The sequence below is a fragment of the Colwellia sp. SU-HH01172 genome (assembly GCF_057553355.1).
On record NZ_BAAJMB010000006.1, the window covers coordinates 42,877 to 61,350 of the forward strand.

The 18,474-nt window shown below is 39.7% G+C and carries 16 protein-coding genes; 5 read left to right on the plus strand and 11 right to left on the minus strand.

The genetic code is table 11. The annotated features are described in order from the left end of the window. Nucleotide 1 precedes the first annotated feature (1 nt). The 4 genes from AC27JP_RS15320 to AC27JP_RS15335 all read right to left on the minus strand — a co-directional run bounded on the left by AC27JP_RS15320 (nucleotide 2) and on the right by AC27JP_RS15335 (nucleotide 3,877). Nucleotides 2–394 carry an MmcQ/YjbR family DNA-binding protein gene (locus AC27JP_RS15320; protein WP_487116625.1) on the minus strand — a complete coding sequence of 131 codons (393 nt, stop codon included), beginning with the start codon at nucleotides 392–394 and terminating at the stop codon, nucleotides 2–4. Nucleotides 395–495: 101 nt separating this feature from the next. Beyond that, nucleotides 496–1,170 carry a PEP-CTERM sorting domain-containing protein gene (locus AC27JP_RS15325; protein ID WP_487116627.1) on the minus strand — a complete coding sequence of 225 codons (675 nt, stop codon included), beginning with the start codon at nucleotides 1,168–1,170 and terminating at the stop codon, nucleotides 496–498. 299 nt (nucleotides 1,171–1,469) lie between these two features. After that, complete coding sequence (gene feoB / locus AC27JP_RS15330; RefSeq protein WP_487116629.1) at nucleotides 1,470–3,650, minus strand: ferrous iron transport protein B; 2,181 nt, start codon at nucleotides 3,648–3,650, stop codon at nucleotides 1,470–1,472. Next, the gene (locus AC27JP_RS15335) at nucleotides 3,647–3,877 is read right to left on the minus strand and encodes a FeoA family protein (RefSeq protein WP_487116631.1); all 231 of its coding nucleotides are present in this window, start codon (nucleotides 3,875–3,877) and stop codon (nucleotides 3,647–3,649) included. The genes feoB and AC27JP_RS15335 overlap by 4 nt, the downstream gene beginning before the upstream one ends. Before the next feature lie 317 nt (nucleotides 3,878–4,194). On the opposite strand from AC27JP_RS15335, the gene AC27JP_RS15340 reads away from it, so the two are divergent. After that, nucleotides 4,195–5,448, plus strand: coding sequence for a S1 family peptidase (locus tag AC27JP_RS15340; RefSeq protein ID WP_487116633.1), 1,254 nt, complete (start codon nucleotides 4,195–4,197; stop codon nucleotides 5,446–5,448). Then, the gene (locus AC27JP_RS15345; protein WP_487116635.1) at nucleotides 5,439–6,407 is read left to right on the plus strand and encodes an FHA domain-containing protein; all 969 of its coding nucleotides are present in this window, start codon (nucleotides 5,439–5,441) and stop codon (nucleotides 6,405–6,407) included. Before AC27JP_RS15340 ends, AC27JP_RS15345 begins: the two co-directional genes overlap by 10 nt. 124 nt (nucleotides 6,408–6,531) lie before the next feature. Here AC27JP_RS15345 and trpS read toward each other — a convergent pair whose 3' ends face one another. Both trpS and rpe read right to left on the minus strand, forming a co-directional pair. Then, entirely contained in the window at nucleotides 6,532–7,536 is a 1,005-nt protein-coding gene (gene trpS / locus AC27JP_RS15350; protein ID WP_487116637.1) for a tryptophan--tRNA ligase, read from the minus strand. A gap of 43 nt (nucleotides 7,537–7,579) precedes the next feature. Continuing rightward, nucleotides 7,580–8,251, minus strand: coding sequence for a ribulose-phosphate 3-epimerase (gene rpe, locus AC27JP_RS15355; protein WP_487116639.1), 672 nt, complete (start codon nucleotides 8,249–8,251; stop codon nucleotides 7,580–7,582). A gap of 327 nt (nucleotides 8,252–8,578) precedes the next feature. Here rpe and AC27JP_RS15360 point away from each other — a divergent pair, with 327 nt between their 5' ends. Next, nucleotides 8,579–9,244, plus strand: coding sequence for a TorF family putative porin (locus AC27JP_RS15360; protein ID WP_487116641.1), 666 nt, complete (start codon nucleotides 8,579–8,581; stop codon nucleotides 9,242–9,244). Nucleotides 9,245–9,337: 93 nt separating this feature from the next. Here the strand turns inward: AC27JP_RS15360 and metL are convergent, their stop codons facing one another. Together metL and metB are read right to left on the minus strand one after the other, a co-directional pair. Next, nucleotides 9,338–11,845: a bifunctional aspartate kinase/homoserine dehydrogenase II gene (gene metL / locus AC27JP_RS15365; RefSeq protein WP_487116643.1), complete on the minus strand. Its 2,508-nt coding sequence runs from the start codon at nucleotides 11,843–11,845 to the stop codon at nucleotides 9,338–9,340. Nucleotides 11,846–11,896: 51 nt separating this feature from the next. Continuing rightward, nucleotides 11,897–13,063 (minus strand): cystathionine gamma-synthase, encoded by a 1,167-nt coding sequence (gene metB, locus AC27JP_RS15370; protein ID WP_487116645.1) that lies wholly within the window; start codon nucleotides 13,061–13,063, stop codon nucleotides 11,897–11,899. 231 nt (nucleotides 13,064–13,294) lie between these two features. On the opposite strand from metB, the gene metJ reads away from it, so the two are divergent. Continuing rightward, entirely contained in the window at nucleotides 13,295–13,627 is a 333-nt protein-coding gene (gene metJ / locus AC27JP_RS15375; RefSeq protein WP_487116647.1) for a met regulon transcriptional regulator MetJ, read from the plus strand. Nucleotides 13,628–13,707: 80 nt separating this feature from the next. On the opposite strand, the gene AC27JP_RS15380 is transcribed toward metJ, so the two are convergent. From AC27JP_RS15380 to AC27JP_RS15390, 3 genes are all read right to left on the minus strand, one after another. Beyond that, nucleotides 13,708–14,118 (minus strand): VOC family protein, encoded by a 411-nt coding sequence (locus AC27JP_RS15380; RefSeq protein ID WP_487116649.1) that lies wholly within the window; start codon nucleotides 14,116–14,118, stop codon nucleotides 13,708–13,710. A 210-nt stretch (nucleotides 14,119–14,328) separates the two neighbouring features. Beyond that, nucleotides 14,329–15,708 (minus strand): cytochrome c oxidase accessory protein CcoG, encoded by a 1,380-nt coding sequence (ccoG, locus tag AC27JP_RS15385; protein ID WP_487116651.1) that lies wholly within the window; start codon nucleotides 15,706–15,708, stop codon nucleotides 14,329–14,331. Nucleotides 15,709–15,903: 195 nt separating this feature from the next. Then, complete coding sequence (locus AC27JP_RS15390; protein ID WP_487116653.1) at nucleotides 15,904–17,328, minus strand: sigma-54 interaction domain-containing protein; 1,425 nt, start codon at nucleotides 17,326–17,328, stop codon at nucleotides 15,904–15,906. Nucleotides 17,329–17,576: 248 nt separating this feature from the next. Here AC27JP_RS15390 and AC27JP_RS15395 point away from each other — a divergent pair, with 248 nt between their 5' ends. Continuing rightward, nucleotides 17,577–18,473 carry a prenyltransferase gene (locus AC27JP_RS15395; protein ID WP_487116655.1) on the plus strand — a complete coding sequence of 299 codons (897 nt, stop codon included), beginning with the start codon at nucleotides 17,577–17,579 and terminating at the stop codon, nucleotides 18,471–18,473. The last annotated feature ends 1 nt before the right edge of the window (nucleotide 18,474 follow it).

An 18,474-nucleotide genomic window follows, 5' to 3' on the forward strand; every position in this document is an offset into this window, starting at 1 on the left:
CTTAAATATGCACCAAGATAGACTGCTGATCCTTCTTGGTCATTTTACTCACCACCAACAGGTACGAATTATCCATCATGCGTTCAATTTCTCCCGGCGGGATTGAGCCATCGAGTATGATGGTATTCCACTGGGCTTTGTTCATATGATAGCCAGGAATAACAGCGCTAAAAATATCACGAAGCATAATGGCTTCATCAGGGTCACACTTTAGATTGATACAATAGTGCCCGGCCATTTTGCCATCGGTATCCTTTTCATTGCCTTTACCAAGGGCGAGTGTTGCAAACATTTTATTTTTCACACGAAACACCTTCACGTCATCACCGAAGGGGTAATACATCGAGGTTTCGATTTTACTTAATAAATAGCTTTCTGCTTGTATGTGATCCATTGATTGCCCTAAGACGCAATTAGCTAAAACATTACTTTAATCAAAAATTAGCCATAAAAAAACCTAGCTCGCTAGGTTTTTTCAAAATAGATAGAGAGCTATTAAATTCTGCGCTTAACGGCAAAACCAATTAGCAGTAATGAAAACAGCAATAAGGTATTTGGCTCGGGAACTTTAATAAATGCCGTATCAACAATACGAACGTCATCATCATCACCATCAGCCCAAATCATAAAGGCTGAACCAATTAAATTGTCAGGAGCAAAGAACACTCCCTCTTCATCAAACATTAATGATGCTTGTGTATCAAAAAATATATCTGTTGTTGCAATACTCGTTGGCGTTAAAAACGTAACAAGAGAAAAATTTAAATCATCATTCTCACTTAGGTAATCGGCATAAAAGCCTAATATATTCACCTCTTCTGAAAATGAAAACAGTAAACCTTCATCCAGATCCCCTAAGTCGCTAGATTGCCCACCATCAAGGTGAGAACCATCTTGATCATTAGATTTAACACCTAAACCAGAGCTACCTTTGTATACACCGTAAGGCCCAAACAATAATTGCCAATCGCTTAATATGTCTTGATTGCTATTAACATTGGTGGTCCAGGCACTAACCGTTAAGGTCACACCATTTTCAGTAAAAACAAACTGTTCAGCCACACCTTCATTTGTCCCGATAAAATCGATGACATTAATAATATTGGCAGATGATGACATTGATGATATCAGCAATAAAGTACCGATAAACTTGATAAATCTCGTAAACATTGACGCTCTCGTTATTTGCAAAAATGGACTAATAAAGCCATTTAGCAGCCTTAAAAAGACATTCAATAGCAAAAAGTACACCAACAAAGCAAAGCATTGTTAATTATGACTTTTATTAAAGAATTTCAGTGGGTTTTAGCAAGATGTAAAGTTAGCTGACAAGTATAGTTCATTTAGTGAGCAGGCTGTTAAATTAAACAGCCTGAAAAATATCTATTTCAATGCCTTAAAAGTTCTACTACGAATATCGTTCTGTAACATTAAGGGTGCTATAAGTGACGATTTCTCTTTCCGCCTTATCAGCGATAACTGACTAAGGTTGGAATCGTTAAAATGTTCTTCCCAAAGCGTTTCAAGCCAACATAAATCGCTAAAAGCACGAATAATATCAGCGCTAAGGTTATTGATGACTGAAAAGGTTTTGTAGCAAAGGTAGCCATTTGATAGCTCGCCGTTGCTGCCATATAGGCTAAACTGAAGCTCCATAATGCCGCAAAAACTGCCCATCGCGTACCCACTTCATTTTTAATTGCCCCCATTGCCGCAGCACATGGCGTATAAAGTAATATAAATAACAAATAACTAAACGCCCCTATTTTGCCAACAAAAGCCGCCTGCATAATCGTGATGGTGGTTTCTTCTACACCTTGTGCTTGTGCTGCAACTTCAATGCTTGAGACATCGCCAATATCAGTACCAAGTGGATCGTCAGCTTCAATACCTTGCAGATTATCACTAATACTCGCTATCGCTTGCTGCCATAAGTCAGTTATAGATTCTGGCTCTGTAGACTCTTGCTCAGCGGGTGAATATAAACTGTTAAACGTTGCCACTAGCGCTTCTTTGGCAAACAGCCCGGTAATAATGCCGACACTTGCTTGCCAATTATCTTCTTTTACCCCTAATGGTGACAAGAGTGGCGTCAACACTTGTGCACTTTGGCTTAACAACGAGTCCTGCGTGTCGTGATGACCAAATTTCCCATCAGTGCCAAGCGAATTAAAAAAATTCAAGATACACACCACTAGCACAATGGTTTTGCCAGCACCAAATATAAAGGAACGTGTGCGCTGCCAAACCCTTTGTAATAAGAAAGTCAGCTTCGGCAATTCATATAGTGGTAATTCCATAATATTGATGGAGTTGCTGCCCATCAATACCGTTTTCTTCAGCAATAACCCCGTACATAACGCCGCGGCGATACCAATAAGATATAAAAGAAAAACAATATTTTGTCCTGACTGTGGAAAGAATGCAGCAGCAAATAGTGCATAAACTGGTAGTCGCGCACCACACGACATAAATGGCGACATCATCACGGTAGTAATTCTTTCCCGTTCGCTGTCTAAGATACGCGCCGACATTACTGCCGGTACCGTACAACCAAAACCAACAATTAACGGTACAAACGCTTTACCAGGTAAGCCTATTTTTTGCATTGCGGTATCAACAACAAATGCCGCTCGAGCTAAATAACCACTACTTTCCAACAATGATAAGCCAATAAATAAACAAGCAATAACCGGTATAAAAGTCGCGACAGTTTGTATGCCGAGCCCTACCCCTTGAATAACTGTGCTAAGCCAGTCAGGCAAACTAAATGATGCCAAAAAATGTAAGGGGTAATCAACAAACACTGCGCCAGCTAAAATATCAAAAAAGTCGATAAAGGCACTACCGACATTAATGGCAAACATAAACAGTAGGTACATCATGGCAAGGAAAATCGGCACACCAAGCACCGGATGTAGCATCCACTGATCAAGCTTATCACTTATTGAAATGTCTTCATTTACCTTCTCAGTGGCCGCCAATAAAGTTTGTTGAATAAAGTTATACCTTGCCTGCATGACCATCAGAGCGCTTTGGTTTTCTGACTGACACGATGTTTCTTTACTGCAAACCTTTCGTTCTAATTCGAGTGGAATACCTTGATAGTTTTTTAGTACACTTGGTAGCGTAATAACCTGCGATTTTTTCGGTTTGCTCGGCAATTGCTGTAATTGTTGAATTAACTTTTGCGCTGCTGATTTCCCGATACTGGTATCACTGATCACAGGGCAGCCCAATTGTTCAGATAATTTTGCCAAGTCTATTTGTGCCGCTTCTTTTCGATCACTTTTATTTAGCACCACAACCATAGGCACACCAAGTTCTAGCAGCTGTGTGGTTAAATAAAGTTGACGTTTTAATTGCGTTGCATCAACAACATTCACTAAACAATCAATATTTTGCTGCTGAATAAATTCTTGGGTTATCGATAAGTCTTTACCTTGCTGAGTTTTTTGCGCAAGCGAACTCAGCCCAGGTAAATCGGTTATTAAGGTTGTTTTTTTATTTAACTGACACTGCTGTTGCTTGGCCGCAACGGTTACGCCAGTCCAATTGCCAGTTTTTTGTTTTGCGCCCGATAATGCGTTAAATAAACTACTTTTACCGGAATTAGCGAAGCCGACGAGTGCTAAGTGTTGTGTAATCATGGAGTCAGCAGCTCGACTTTAATTTGTTTAGCAATTGCTTGAGGTAATGACATTTTGGTACCGTGCATATAAAAAGCCAATGGACCGTTAAATGGCGCTTTATGCGCTAACGATATTTTAGTTTTTAAGGCAAAGCCCTGCTCGATTAGCTGAGCGGTTAAATCAAAGTTATCTGGCAAGTAACTGATACTTGCGGGCTGGTTTACAGATAATTCAGATAAGGTCATGGCAACATCAACAAACGATAATAGTTATCATTTGATAATACTAAAACAATGATTAAGCAACAACAAAATAACTAGCGCTATTAACACTAGTTTGATCTAACACATGGTTCTCAGGTTCAGTCACTGAAAATGACTAATAATCGCACGGGAACAAAGGTCGGCTTTAACACTCCTAAGCTATGATAAGTGAAAAATTTTGTAATATTGTTCAACAAGCTATGCAATACATCGAATAAAACGGTGCTATTGTCGGATAAAAGATGACAAATTACTTAACGATGTCACAATAGCTTGGTAATAAAAAAAAAGGATATTCAATGAAAGTAATTTTTGCTCTGCTTTTAATGTGCGTTAGTACATTAAGTAATGCAGTTGAGCAGGCCGAAGAAATTTTTAAACAGCTGGCTCCTTCGCTGTATCAAATTCGCCTAATAGACAAAGCCAGTGGCGAAAAATCATCAATCGGCTCAGGGTTTCAAATCAGCAGTGATGGCTTAATTGCTACCAATTATCACGTAATTTCTGGCTTTGCTCGCCACCCACATAAATACAACATCGAATATCTCGACAACCAAGGTAATAAAGCATCACTGACCTTACAAAGTGTTGACGTTATTAATGATCTCGCTATCGTAAAGCGTGACGTTATCGGCGAAATGCCTTTTTTCGACATTGCTAAAATGGCCCCGATTAAAGGTGAAGAATTATATTCCTTAGGTAACCCCCATGATTTAGGCATGATCGTCGTGCCGGGTACCTATAATGGTTTGAAAAATGAATCGTTTAATGATCGCATTCATTTTACCGGCTCAGTCAACTCAGGTATGAGCGGTGGACCTGTCGTTAATAAAAATACTCAGGTGGTTGGTGTCAATGTTGCCACATCAGGCAATCAAATCGGCTTCCTCGTGCCACACGATAAGCTATTAACGCTATTTAAAGAATATAAATCTAGCGCACCCAAAAGTATTGAACAACAAATGGCTGCACAGTTAATGCGCAACCAAGAAAAGCTTATCAACACCGTTCTCAATAGCGATTGGCAACTAAAACAACTCGGCCGAGGATTAATTCCCACCATAGATGTTCCCTTTATTCGCTGTTGGGGTGAATCAAATTCAGATAAAACCGATGCGCAAATTATGGCTGCTGTCGCCAATTGTGATCTTGATGAAAATACCTATATTTCTTCCGACTTTTTCACTGGCTCTCTAGAAATGGAGTATCGCTACATGGAGTCGAATAAAATTGGCAGTACTAAGTTTTACCATATTTTCGAACGTCAACTAAATCAAGTCGCACCAGGAAATAAAGCTGGTAAAGATGACGTCACCGAATATCAGTGTCATCACGACATTGTTATGCCAGAGCAAAGTAATATTAATAGCAAAGCGGTATTTTGTACCCGCGCTTACAAGGCTTTCCCAGATTTATATGATGTCCTTTACATAGGCATTTCGGTTGACCACGAGCAATATGCCCTACTTAGCCACTTTACCCTTTCAGGTGTGGCACAAGATAGCTCTCTGGCATTTTTGGCTAAGTTTATGGAGTCGGTCAAATGGAAATAATTATTGAAGAAGTCACCTATGGCCACAAACTATTAGGCCGTCATAAGTATTCAGCAAATACCATTAATATCGGCCGAGGCTATGATAACGACCTGATTATAAGTGACCCGCACGTTTGCGCCGACCATTTGCAATTAACATTTGATGGTGAAAATTGGCTAGTGAGTGATCAAGGCTCGATTAATGGCAGCTACCTCAGTGGTAGTAAAGAAAATATTATTCAGCACAAAGTAAAATCTGGCGATATTATTAGCATCGGCAAAAGCCAAGTTCGTTTTGTCTTTCCTAATCATCCGGTTACAAAAAGTATCGCTATTAGCCCATTTGAAAGCTTAATTAATTTGGCCCGTCATCCTTTTGTTTTGGCCTTGAGTATGACAGTGTTCGCCTGCATAGCGTGTTGGATTATTGACTTAAACAATGCCAAAGAAGTTAGTTTAACCCAAATGTTAGTACCAACCATAGGTTTAACACTGGGTTTTGCCTTGTGGCCTGCATGTATCGCTTTGGTATCACATTTGACCAAGCACGATGCCCACTTCTGGACCCAAATCGGTATTAGCTTTATTTTCTTCAACTTAATGTGGCTCAGCGATATTCTTGAAAACGTTGTGCAATTTAATACCTCAAGCAACTTTTCGATGCTTTGGCTGATCACCATCATTCCGTTGGCATTAGCTTTTGGGCTATCCTGGCTAAATTGTTATGTTGGATTTCACATGACACCACGTCGACGGAATCTAGTCTCAATCGGCTTAGTGGTATTACTCTTTGGTGGCAGTTTTGTCGTGAAAATGAGTAAAAAGCCTGATTTCAATCCACGCCCACAGTTTAATACTACGATAATGTCACCAAACTTTTTGTTTACGCCAAGTAGTAACGTGGAATCTTTTGTTAGTGATAGCTCAGCGCTATTTGAACAAGCGACTAAAATAGCTGAGAAAGATAAGAAAGATTAAGATTTTCAATATGCTAATACCTCAATGGGCAAGAAGCCTATAAGAACAAGGTATATGTATTGGAGCGAGTACAAAAAAGCCTGAGTATACTCAGGCTTTTTTAATGATAAAATGTAGAACGAAATTAAGGTTTAGCAATAAAACCAACCGCTTGATAAACCTCCGCAAGCAACTTGCTGGCACGAGCAGACGCTTTTTCAGCACCTTTACGCATCACTTCGTCTAAGTAGTCTTGGTTATTACGAATTTCGTGATAACGCTGTTGAATTGGTGCTAGTAAAGCCACAACCGCTTCGGCAACATCACCTTTTAAATGACCATACATTTTATCTTCATATTCAGGTACTAATTCTTCAACGGTTTTACCTGTAGTACATGATAAAAGTGATAACAAATTAGAAACACCCGGCTTTTCAGCAATATCGAAATAGATATTCGCTTGCTCGTCAGAATCCGTTACTGCACGTTTAATCTTCTTAGTGATCTTTTTAGTATCTTCCAATAAACCAATAAAGTTTCCAGGGTTAGTATCAGATTTCGACATTTTTTTAGTCGGCTCTAATAAACTCATTACGCGTGCACCAAACTCTGGAATATAAGGCTCTGGTACTTTAAAAGTTTCACCGTGCAAGTTATTAAAACGTGTTGCTATATCACGAGCTAATTCCAAATGCTGCTTTTGGTCATCACCGACAGGAACCTGATTGGCGCCGTATAGTAAAATATCAGCAGCCATTAATACTGGGTAAGTGAACAAACCAGAATTCATATTGGCTTCAGACTTTGAAGACTTATCTTTGTACTGAGTCATACGGTTTAACTCACCCATTTGGGTGTAACAGTTTAACACCCAGCTCAATTGCGCGTGCTCTGGCACATGCGATTGAATAAAAATGGTACTTTTTTCAGGGTCAACACCACAAGCTAAATACAAAGCTAAGCCATCTAATGTCGCTTTACGTAATGCTTCTGGTTCAGGACGAACGGTAATGGCATGTTGATCAACCAACATGTAATAACACTCATGGCTGTCTTGCATGTTCACCCATTGCTTTAACGCGCCAAGGTAATTACCAATAGTTAACTCGCCTGACGGCTGGCAGCCACTTAATACAATAGGTTTACTCATTTATTATCCTTCAATTATGCTTATTTCAATGTTTTCTAATTAATTATTTAACTTTTGCTAATTCTGCACGCATTTCATCAATAGCAACTTTGTAATCTGGCTTTGAGAAAATGGCTGAGCCTGCGACAAACATATCAGCGCCAGCTTGAGCAATTTCAGCAATATTATCGGCTTTTACGCCACCATCAACTTCCAAGCGAATATCATAACCACTGGCATCAATTTTTTCGCGGACTAAACGCAGTTTATCTAAGGTGGTCGGAATAAAAGATTGACCGCCAAAACCAGGATTTACTGACATTAATAAAATAACGTCTAATTTGTCCATGACAAAATCTAAAATATGTAGAGGGGTTGCTGGATTTAACACTAACCCCGCTTTACAGCCATTATCTTTAATTAACTGTAATGTTCTATCAACATGGTCACTGGCTTCCGGATGAAAAGTAATAATATCTGCGCCAGCTTTGGCAAAATCAGGAATTAAACTATCAACGGGCTTTACCATTAAATGCACATCAATCGGGGCAGTAATGCCGTAGTCTCTTAACGACTTACATATCATAGAGCCAAAGGTAAGGTTTGGCACAAAGTGATTATCCATTACATCAAAATGAACAACATCAGCGCCTGCGCTAAGTACGTTTGCAACATCTTCACCCAAACGGGCAAAGTCTGCAGATAAAATTGATGGAGCAATTAAAAATTCAGACATGGTGAGACCCTCGATAAAATCAGCGCTACTTTAACTTAATTACGCTAATTTTGCGACTGAGATCAGCCAGAAAAATCGATATAAAAAAGAATAAAACTCAGCAATTTCTGAAATATTACGTATATTTAGCATTGAAGCTATGCACTTTTTTTGTACATCAGCTTATTGTCTTGCACCATTACGGTACAAGAACGATATTAAGGACAAAGAATAACACCCTAGGAATACCACTTAACCTACTGATAAAAAGTAATTTTATAAAAACATTAGTACTCAGGCATTGTCTTTGCAATGTTCTTAGCAATTATAAAACTTAGTGGACTCAACATGAAAAAAACGCTTACCTCTCTATCAATATCAATGTTATTAGCAACTTCCGCACTTACCGCCACATCAGCTGTCGCGGTTGAAGGCTTATCAGCAAATGCTGCTGCATCCAGTAACTATTTGTGGCGTGGAGTAACCCAAACCACCAACTCTGCCGCCGTATCTGGTGGCATAGATTATGAAAATGCCTCAGGATTCTCCGTAGGCACTTGGGCATCGAATGCTGATTGGGCTGAAAACATGACCTATGAACTTGATGTTTATGCTGCCTACTCTAATGAATTAGATAATGGTTTAGGCTACAGCGTCGGATATATTTATTATGCTTATGATAGCGATGCCGACTCAGATTTCAGTGAAGTGAATTTTTCACTTTCATACGATGCTTACTCAATTACCTACAACACTTTAGTTGATTCGGATGCTGATGGTGATTTTGGTGACGACACTTATATTTCAGCCGATGCGGCCTTTGAAATTTCAGAAGGCTTAGAGCTCGGCCTTCATGTTGGCAGTTATGATTTTGATGCCGGAGGCGATTATGTTGACTATGGCATTAGCCTAAGCAAAAACGGTTTTACTTTTGCTATTTCAGATACCGATATTGATGGTGCTGATGGCGATGTAAATTTTGTTGTTAGTTATAGCGTTGATTTAGACCTTTAACATAGCAAATCAATTATAGCGCGCGTGTACTTTGGCCATATTTAAGGTACACGCGCTGTATTTCACCAATTCAAAAAACAACTCTCGAGCACATTAATTTAAGCCTTTAATTTTAACTTGTTGCTGACGATGTGCCAATTGCTGACAAACCTTAACTAAATCAGCATGAATACCGCCTGCGGTAACATCTCGCCCGGCACCAGGGCCTCGAATAATCAAGGGGTTTTGCTGATACCAGTGACTTTTAATTTGGAAAACATTATCGCATGGCGTTAACTGGGTAAACGCGTGCTGATAACTTAATTCTTCTAAGCTCACTTTTGCCCGTAATCTGCCATCTTCCTTAACAAATTTAGCAACATAACGAATACCAGATGATTTTTCTTTTGCTTGATTCAAACGTAGTAAAAATAAGTCATCAAGCTCTTCTGTTCTCGCAAGAAACTCATTCAATGGCAGATCACACAGTGATTCTGGCACTAGACTTTGGCAATCAATATCTTCAAGTGAAAGCTCAAAACCTGCCGCTCGCGCCAATATTAATAATTTACGCTGTACATCTCGGCCAGATAAATCTTCTCGCGGATCAGGCTCGGTAATACCTTGCGCTAGAGCATTGGCCAACAATTCTGAAAATGGTGTTACGCCATCATAATATTGAAATAGCCAAGATAAAGTACCCGAGAAAATACCAGAAATTTCAGTGATCACATCACCGCTATTGATTAACTCTTCAATAGTTGAATTAATCGGTAAGCCTGCCCCTACTGTGGTGTTACCCAACCAATAGCTATTATGTTCTTTCGCTGTACTAAGCAATTGTTGATAATTTTCAGTTGGCGACGAGGCCGCCCATTTATTAGCGCCAATAACATGAATGCCTTGCGCGAAAAATTGTTGATATAATTGACTAAACGCTTCACTTGGTGTGATATCAACAACCACTAATTCATCATAAGGGTGGTTGGTTAACCAATCTAATAACTGCTCACCTTCATAAGCTTTTGCTTGTTGTTGGTAATGCTCCAACGCGTTACTAACATCAATACCATCAGTATTAATTAGGGCTTTTTGTGAACCGACTAAACCAACCAAGTGAAGATTTTCCAATGCTGGTAAACCTGCTAACTGTTTTGGCAGTATTTCTAAAAATCGCTGACCGATATTACCTAAGCCTGCAACAACCAAGGCGATATTTCTGGCATCCTTAGTCATGTCACCGTGGATATTATTCAGTAGCTCTCCGGTGCAAGCCTCCGGCAAAACCGCTATATAACTGTGTTGGTTTTCTGCATGGACAAAATGCAATGTTCGCTGATGCCTTAGCGCTCTTTTAAACCTTGCTCGCATACCACCTTGTTGTGCCACTTGATATCCAACCGTGGCAACAATAGCGACAGGCTTAAATGAGACTTCAGTATCATGACTTGCCAGCCATTGGCTTAACGCCTTTTGTTGCTCTTGAGTCACCACCAAGTAACCGTCATCTAGGTTATAGCACACAGGGGTAAATTCTTTCACCGCGCGAGCACCCGATTCTCCAAAAAAGCTAACTGACGTAGCAAGGATCAAATCATTTAAATAGGTCACGGAAAGCTCTTGTTTGGCAATTTGGCCAAACTTACCAATTTCGCTGCCACTAACCTCTGGCGCAAAACTACTGGCAACATGTAAATGGGTATTGTGATTTTTTAACGGCTGTAAGGTTTTTGCGTGTAATACCGGATTACCTAAACGCCCCAACTCATTTGCAACCGCATTGGGTAGACGATGTAATTTTCTTGCCAGCGGTACCACTCTTGGATCGGCGCTGTAAATACCATCAACATCTGTCCATAAAGTAACATTACGAGCACCAGACAGAGCCGCCATAATAGTTGCAGAATAGTCACTGCCATTACGACCTAATGTGCAAGCTTGTAATTGCTGGTTGCGAGCAATATAGCCAGTCACTATCACCAGCTGATTTGGCTGTTGCAACGGCGAAAGTTTCTCGGCACTGGCAAGATAATCAATGGCACAAGTTTTCTCATTGCTTAGTAATAAAAAATCTCTCGCATCTAGCATATAGCTAGGACAAACGCTTTCGTTTAATACCGCTGATAATAACCGTGCTGACCAAACCTCACCTAATGCCAGCAAATCGTTTTGATGCTTGCTAGGATTGCTTAGTAAATGCGCTGAGATATTGGCAATATCGTCGTTCAGTAATGCTTTTAGCCTTGCCGCACTACTTGCATTGAGTAATTCTTCAATCAGTGCCACTTGCGAATCACTCAGTGCGACAATCGCATCAGCTAATGTTTCGGGTAGTAGTTCAACCACTAAATCGGTTTGATTTCCTAAAGGCTCTGCTTGTTTAAGCTCATAATGTTCTAGTGCCAATTGATAAATAGCAAATAATGCATCTGTTGTATCGCCGTTAGCAGAAACGACAATAACGTCATTGAGTTGGCAATGCTGACGAATAATATCAGCGACACGCTCAATACACCCCGTGGTTGCTAAACTACTGCCACCAAATTTATGTACATTACAAGCAGCTTTAGCCAACTGGTTTTTTGTGGAAGTAAGCTCCACAGCTGAATTTACGTCTGTCATTTTATTTCCAAGCACATGCGCATGTTTATCTAATTAAAAATTATCTTGAGACTATTTCGGTTGTATTTGACTAGCGGTAAGTGCCTGCGCTAAATCTGCTAAGATGTCGTCTATATCTTCAATCCCAACTGAAAGGCGCACTAAAGACTGAGTAATACCTGCGGCAAGTTGCGCTTCAATTTCCATGCCTGCATGAGTCATGGTTGATGGATGGCTGATCAAACTTTCTACACCACCTAATGATTGCGCTAAGGTAAAAAATTCAAGTTTATCAAACAGCACCTTTACTGCTTCAACACCGCCTTTAAGTTCAAAGCTCATCATGGCGCCAAAGTCATGCTGCTGTTTTTTCGCTAAGTCATGCTGCGGATGATCAACTAGCCCAGGGAAATACACTTTTTCCACCGCCGGATGTTGTTGTAAAAATTCAGCAACGGCGTTAGCGTTAATTTGGTGCTGCTTCATACGTATCGGTAAAGTTTTTAAACCGCGCAATGCTAAAAAGCTATCAAATGCTGAACCGGTAATACCGATACAATTCGCCCACCAAGCAAGCTCTTCACCTAAGGCTTGCTCTTTGGTCACTAATACTCCGCCGACAACATCACTATGACCGTTAATATATTTAGTGGTTGAGTGAAAGACAATATCAGCACCTAATAACAAAGGTTGCTGCAATGCTGGCGATAAAAAGGTGTTATCAACAGCAACCAAGGCGCCAGCTTGATGAGCTTGTTGAGTAATATCTTCCATATCCACCAAACGCAGTAACGGGTTACTTGGCGTTTCAATTAGCACTAGTTTAGGTTTTGTTGCTAAGGCCTGTGTTAATGCCGCTTGATCATTTTGATCAACAACAATTAACTTAAACTGCCCACGCTTGGCAAGGTGGGTAAACAATCGAAAACTGCCGCCGTAACAATCATGAGGAATAACCACAGTATCATCGGTATTTAGCAACTGACAAATCAGATGTACGGCTGACATCCCCGTGCTAGTAACAATACCTAGCGCCCCTTGCTCTAAATCAGCAATAGCCTGAGCGAACGTAGCACGAGTAGGGTTACCCGTACGTGAATAATCAAACTGACGCTTTTCATTAAAACCTTTCAGTGCATAGGTGCTAGAAAGGTGAATTGCAGGAATAACCGCACCATGATGTTGGTCACTATTAATACCTGCACGAACCGCAGTTGTGGCAATTTTTTTCTCGCTCATGTGTGCTCCAGTATAGACACTTTTCTATATAGATGTTTGGACGTCTATAAATCTAAACGGTTTAAAGCGTGCGGTCAAGCACTTTAGACATCTAACCTTCTACACATTCGTTATTGACTCACGCCTCACAACCAGTAAAATTAGCCGTCAAGAATAAACTTATAACTTACTGGTATACCAGATAAGCTAATTATAGGTTTTTCATAATCATTTAAGCATAGAGGAATATTCATGGCAGAGTGGAATGGCGAGTATATTAACCCTTACGCCGAACACGGGAAAAAAAGTGAACAAGTAAAAAAGATCACCGTGTCTATCCCTTTACGTGTGTTGAAAGTGCTAACCGATGAAAGAACACGTCGTCAGGTAAATAACTTACGTCATGCAACCAACAGCGAACTATTATGTGAAGCATTTTTACATGCTTTTACTGGCCAACCTTTGCCAGACGATGGTGACTTAGCAAAAGACAATACACAGAAACTACCGGCCAGTGTTCGTAAAGCTTTAGAAGCACAAGGTGTGACTGACTTTAGTGAATACGAAACGGAAGTAGAAGATTAAAGCGGAACGAGTATCCAAGAGATTAAAAAAAGGCGCTTTAAGCGCCTTTTTTGTTATTTAATATTTATACTTTCAATTTACTAATTTGCATTATTTAACTGTAATAAATCCCATTTAGTGCCATATAAATCTTTAAAAACTACCACAGTGCCGTACTCTTCGACGCGCGGCTCTTCGTTAAATTCAACGCCTTGAGCCTTCATGTGTTGGTAGTCGCGCCAAAAGTCATTGGTTTGTAGAAAGAGAAAGACTCGTCCGCCGGCTTGGTTGCCAATAGATTTTTTTTGCTGATCATCACTGGCTTGCGCTAGCAACAAATTTGTGCCGTTTGAATTTGGTGGGGCGATTTGCACCCAGCGCTTGCCAGCACCTAAATCGCTATCTTCAATAAGCTGAAAGTTTAGTTTTTTGGTATAGAACTCAATAGCGTCATCATAGTTTTCAACAACTAAGGCGATATTCGATATTCTTTGTGTAATCGGAGATGTCATACTAATTTCACTTTTACGTCATGGCAGGCAAGTAGAGTTATTTTACCGTATTTTAACACTAACAATAAGTAAGGATAACTGATTTATCGAGGTGATTGATACTGTGCACGCCAATGTGATTTACTGCAGCTGTATTGCAGGCCTTAGCTTTTTCCAAAAAAAAGGCGCCCCATCGACGCCTTGGTTAAATAACCCAATCTACACACCAAATTAGTTTGAGAAAAATTTCGTCTCCGTTACTGCTTTTACTTCCGGCTTATCGCTAACACTGACTTCCAGCGACACTTCACTAACTCGGCCTTTAATACCATCAGCTGCCATAGTTAAATGTACTGGCACATTGGCAATTTCTCCTGCTTTAATCAATATGTTTTTATCTGCACTTAAGCTAACACTACTGTTTAGAACATTGACATTAAAGTGGCGATCTATTTGTGACTTATTAGTAATTTTCAATAAATAGCTATTCGTAACATTATCCTCAAAATCAAGTTGATAAAGTGCCGCTCTGTCTCTAAGCACTGAAAACTCAATTGGCACCCGAACCTGAATGGTATAGGCCATAAAACACATAGCTAATATCGATAAAACACCGTAACCAATTATTTTTGGTCGTAATAACTTTGCTTTTTTACCCAGTAAGGCGTTTTCACTGGTGTAGCTAATTAATCCTTTAGCATAATTGAACTGGGTCATGGTTTGATCACAGGCATCAGCACAAGCACCACAATTTATGCACTCATATTGCAGGCCATTACGAATATCAATACCAACTGGGCAAACTTCCACACAAAGATTACAGTCAACACAGTCTCCTAGCCCTAGCTCTTTAGGATCTTGTTTGCGCTTACGGCGACCACGATTTTCTCCACGTAGTTTGTCATAGGCAACCAATAAGGTATTTTTATCGAACATCGCAGATTGAAAACGTGAGTATGGACACATATATATGCACATTTTTTCACGCAACCAGCCAGCATTACCGTAAGTGCATACAGCAAAAAAAAGCACCCAAAACGTTGTTAAACTATCCCAATTAAATTGAATTAAATCGAGATACAGTTCGCGTGTCGGCAAGAAGTAGCTCATAAAGGTGGTGGCGGTTAAAAAAGCCATTAAGCCCCAAACCAAATGCTTAGCTGATTTTCTCGTAATGGTATCTAGCGTTTTAGGTTGCTTATCGCGCTTAATTCGTTGATTACGACTTCCTTCAAGCCACTCTTCAACCCAAATAAAACTGAAGGTCCACACCGTTTGTGGACAAACGTAGCCACACCAAATTCTTCCTAGCCAAGTGGTAACAAAAAACAGTAAGTAACAACTCACTATCAACAGACCCGCTAACAAAGTGAAGTCTTGTGGAAAAAAGGTTTGTGAAAAAATATGAAATTGCTGTTTACCAATATCGAGTAACACAGCTTGATTACCCTGATAATTAATCCAAGGCAACAAAATAAATATCATGACAAATATAATGCCGGTAAGTTTTCTAATTTTTTGATAGCGCCCTTTTTGCTTACGAACATAAACGGGGGACTCAGACTTGTACGGCTTAATGATCAAATCTTCGGCTTTATAATCAAACTTCATGGTTTACTACTAATACGAACAACAGGATACTCGCTATTAGCAAAATAAACGCCAACTATAAAATAAAAGTTAACGTATTGTTTTAATTAAATAAAAGCATAATTCACTTACAATTCCAAGCCTCAAAAGCCACGATATAACGCGCATCCACGATATATCGTGCCATCAATAATAATTAACTGTGTATTACCGGGTCTAATTTGGTCTAATGATTTTTAACTTTTTCATCCGAGACCGTAACGTGCTTTCAGGTAAAGCGAGTAGTTTTGCTGCCCCCATTTCTCCACCGATACGCCATTTGCAAGCTTTAAGTACACTGCTAATATGCTTTTTCTCTGCTTGTGCCAAGGTGTCAAACTCAACTAATTCAGGTGCTTTTACTGAGCTTTTAAAATTAAAATTTAGAATGTCTGATTTTGCCAAGATCATTTCTCGTTCTAATAAGTTCTGCAGCTCTCGTATATTGCCCGGCCATTGATACTGCATTAATTTAGCTAAACTGCGATTACTTATCGCAGTAATGCTCTTTCCTAGTTTTTTATTCAACGAGCTTATTATAGCTTGTGACAGTAATGGAATATCTTCTTGTCGATCTCTTAACGGCGGCACAGTTACGGGGAAAACATTCAGCCGATAGAATAAATCAATCCTAAAATCTCCATTAGCCACCATAGCAGACAAATCTCTATTGGTTGCCGCAATAACACGAATATCAATGGCCAGTGTTTCACTGCCACCTACACGCTCAAACTCTTGCTCCTGTAGTACCCGTAATAATTTCCCCTGTGCTTCCATGGATAACTCGCCGATTTCATCGAGAAAAAGCGTACCGCCATTGGCTAGTTCAAAGCGGCCTTTACGACGCTCTGTTGCGCCGGTAAAAGCGCCTTTTTCATGACCAAATAATTCTGACTCTAATAAGCTTGGTGTAAAAGCAGCACAATTCACTTTCACCAATGTGGAGTTTTTCCGTTGACTTAAGGCATGAATATTACGTGCCACCAGCTCTTTACCTGTACCATTCTCACCAAGGATTAATACCGTACTATCAGTTTGTGCCACCAATTCAACTTGCGAGAGCATTTTTGTTACAACTGGGCTCTTACCTACCAAACCTGCTGAGGACCATTCTTGTGCGAGTTCATTCTGTAAATAAGTATTTTCAGCTTTCAATTGCTCGGTGAGTGATTGCACATTTTCTAAGGCACTACGCAATGCCAGTTCAATTTGTTGCTGCTGACTAACATCACGAAATACTGCAACCGCGCCAATGATTTCTTTATTCTTAAAAACAGCCTGTGTAGTGTATTCTACAGGGAAACTAGTGCCGTCCTTGCGCCAAAAAACCTCACCGCTAACTTGTCGAGAAATGCCGTCAAGTGCGGTATTGAATATTTTGCAATCACAGGCCGGGTAAGGTTCGCCATTGCTATAACTGTGATGATGAAACTGATGAATGTTTTGACCGAGTAATTCAGCGGATGACCAACCTGTCATTGCTTCTGCCGCTGGGTTAATAAAAATAGCTCGTCCTTGCGCATCGACGCCGTAAATACCTTCACCGACAGCGTTAAGCAATAATTCTGAATCTGCAAGATAGGCTTTAATTTCTTTATTCATTTATTCCTCAAGCAAAAAAATGCTCAACATTTTCTTTAAATTAAGTAGCTAAAAACACAGCCACGATATATCGAGGGTATTATGATTGATATTTAGAAGATTAAAAAGAAAACTTTTAAAAGATAAAAAAAACAGCGACATCCATTTTATTGATGCAGTCGACAATTTCCTTATTTTTCGTCTTTCAATCGTTACCAATTAGCCCTAAGCTAGTTTTTCAACATTATATAATTAGCATAGAGGTGGCTATGAAAGATAATTTGACCGCGCTATTTAAAGCCATGCGTTTACCATTTTTGTTGCTAACATTATCCGTTGTTTTACTTGCTATAGCCGCAGCGATTAACACTGGCGTCAAGGTATCGAATACCGACATTATTTTGGTATTTTTCGGTGCCTTGGCTGCTCATATCAGCGTTAACTTACTTAATGAATATCAGGATTATCATAGTGGGCTTGATGCCCTAACTGAAAAAACACCTTTTAGTGGCGGTAGTGGCGCTTTGATAGCCACCCCCTCGGCAGCTCATTTTATTGCGAAAATGACGGTGTTCTTTTTAGTGTTAACCATTGTAGTAGGAGCATACTTCGCTGCGACAGTAGGCTTAACTATTATTATAATTGGCCTGTCAGGCTTAGCGATCATCCTATTCTATACTCAATGGATAAATAAACAGCCCATTCTTTGTTTGATTAGTAGTGGCTTGGCCTTTGGACCGTTAATGATATTAGGGACTTATGTTGTTTTAACGGCAGAAGTTAGCTGGCATGTTTTTTCAATTTCGCTTGTGCCATTTTTCTTAACAAATAACCTACTGCTCATTAATCAATTTCCCGATATAGCAGCAGATAAAAGTGTCGGTAGAAATCATTTTTCAATTTATTATGGTATCAACACTAGCCTTTACGTTTATCTTTCATTTTCAGTTTTAGCGCTTATCAGTACGATTGTAGTGTTGTTTAATCACGACTCTTCTGCAATCGCCTACCTTACACTAGCGCCTATTGTACTTGCGCTGTTGGTGATTTCAGTTTTTATGAAAAATGGAACAATTATGAAAAACATAATCACCGCAATGTTAGTGTCGGTTATAAGTGCAGTACTTACGCCACTCTTTTTAGCTACTGCGATATATTTAGCTTAGC

Excerpts from the sequence above, each read along its gene's own strand:
- AC27JP_RS15320 (WP_487116625.1), bottom strand. The coding sequence starts at position 394 with ATGGATCACATACAAGCAGAAAGCTATTTATTAAGTAAAATCGAAACC.
- AC27JP_RS15325 (WP_487116627.1), bottom strand. The coding sequence starts at position 1,170 with ATGTTTACGAGATTTATCAAGTTTATCGGTACTTTATTGCTGATATCA.
- feoB (WP_487116629.1), bottom strand. The coding sequence starts at position 3,650 with ATGATTACACAACACTTAGCACTCGTCGGCTTCGCTAATTCCGGTAAA.
- AC27JP_RS15335 (WP_487116631.1), bottom strand. The coding sequence starts at position 3,877 with ATGACCTTATCTGAATTATCTGTAAACCAGCCCGCAAGTATCAGTTAC.
- AC27JP_RS15340 (WP_487116633.1), top strand. The coding sequence starts at position 4,195 with ATGAAAGTAATTTTTGCTCTGCTTTTAATGTGCGTTAGTACATTAAGT.
- AC27JP_RS15345 (WP_487116635.1), top strand. The coding sequence starts at position 5,439 with ATGGAAATAATTATTGAAGAAGTCACCTATGGCCACAAACTATTAGGC.
- trpS (WP_487116637.1), bottom strand. The coding sequence starts at position 7,536 with ATGAGTAAACCTATTGTATTAAGTGGCTGCCAGCCGTCAGGCGAGTTA.
- rpe (WP_487116639.1), bottom strand. The coding sequence starts at position 8,251 with ATGTCTGAATTTTTAATTGCTCCATCAATTTTATCTGCAGACTTTGCC.
- AC27JP_RS15360 (WP_487116641.1), top strand. The coding sequence starts at position 8,579 with ATGAAAAAAACGCTTACCTCTCTATCAATATCAATGTTATTAGCAACT.
- metL (WP_487116643.1), bottom strand. The coding sequence starts at position 11,845 with ATGACAGACGTAAATTCAGCTGTGGAGCTTACTTCCACAAAAAACCAG.
- metB (WP_487116645.1), bottom strand. The coding sequence starts at position 13,063 with ATGAGCGAGAAAAAAATTGCCACAACTGCGGTTCGTGCAGGTATTAAT.
- metJ (WP_487116647.1), top strand. The coding sequence starts at position 13,295 with ATGGCAGAGTGGAATGGCGAGTATATTAACCCTTACGCCGAACACGGG.
- AC27JP_RS15380 (WP_487116649.1), bottom strand. The coding sequence starts at position 14,118 with ATGACATCTCCGATTACACAAAGAATATCGAATATCGCCTTAGTTGTT.
- ccoG (WP_487116651.1), bottom strand. The coding sequence starts at position 15,708 with ATGAAGTTTGATTATAAAGCCGAAGATTTGATCATTAAGCCGTACAAG.
- AC27JP_RS15390 (WP_487116653.1), bottom strand. The coding sequence starts at position 17,328 with ATGAATAAAGAAATTAAAGCCTATCTTGCAGATTCAGAATTATTGCTT.
- AC27JP_RS15395 (WP_487116655.1), top strand. The coding sequence starts at position 17,577 with ATGAAAGATAATTTGACCGCGCTATTTAAAGCCATGCGTTTACCATTT.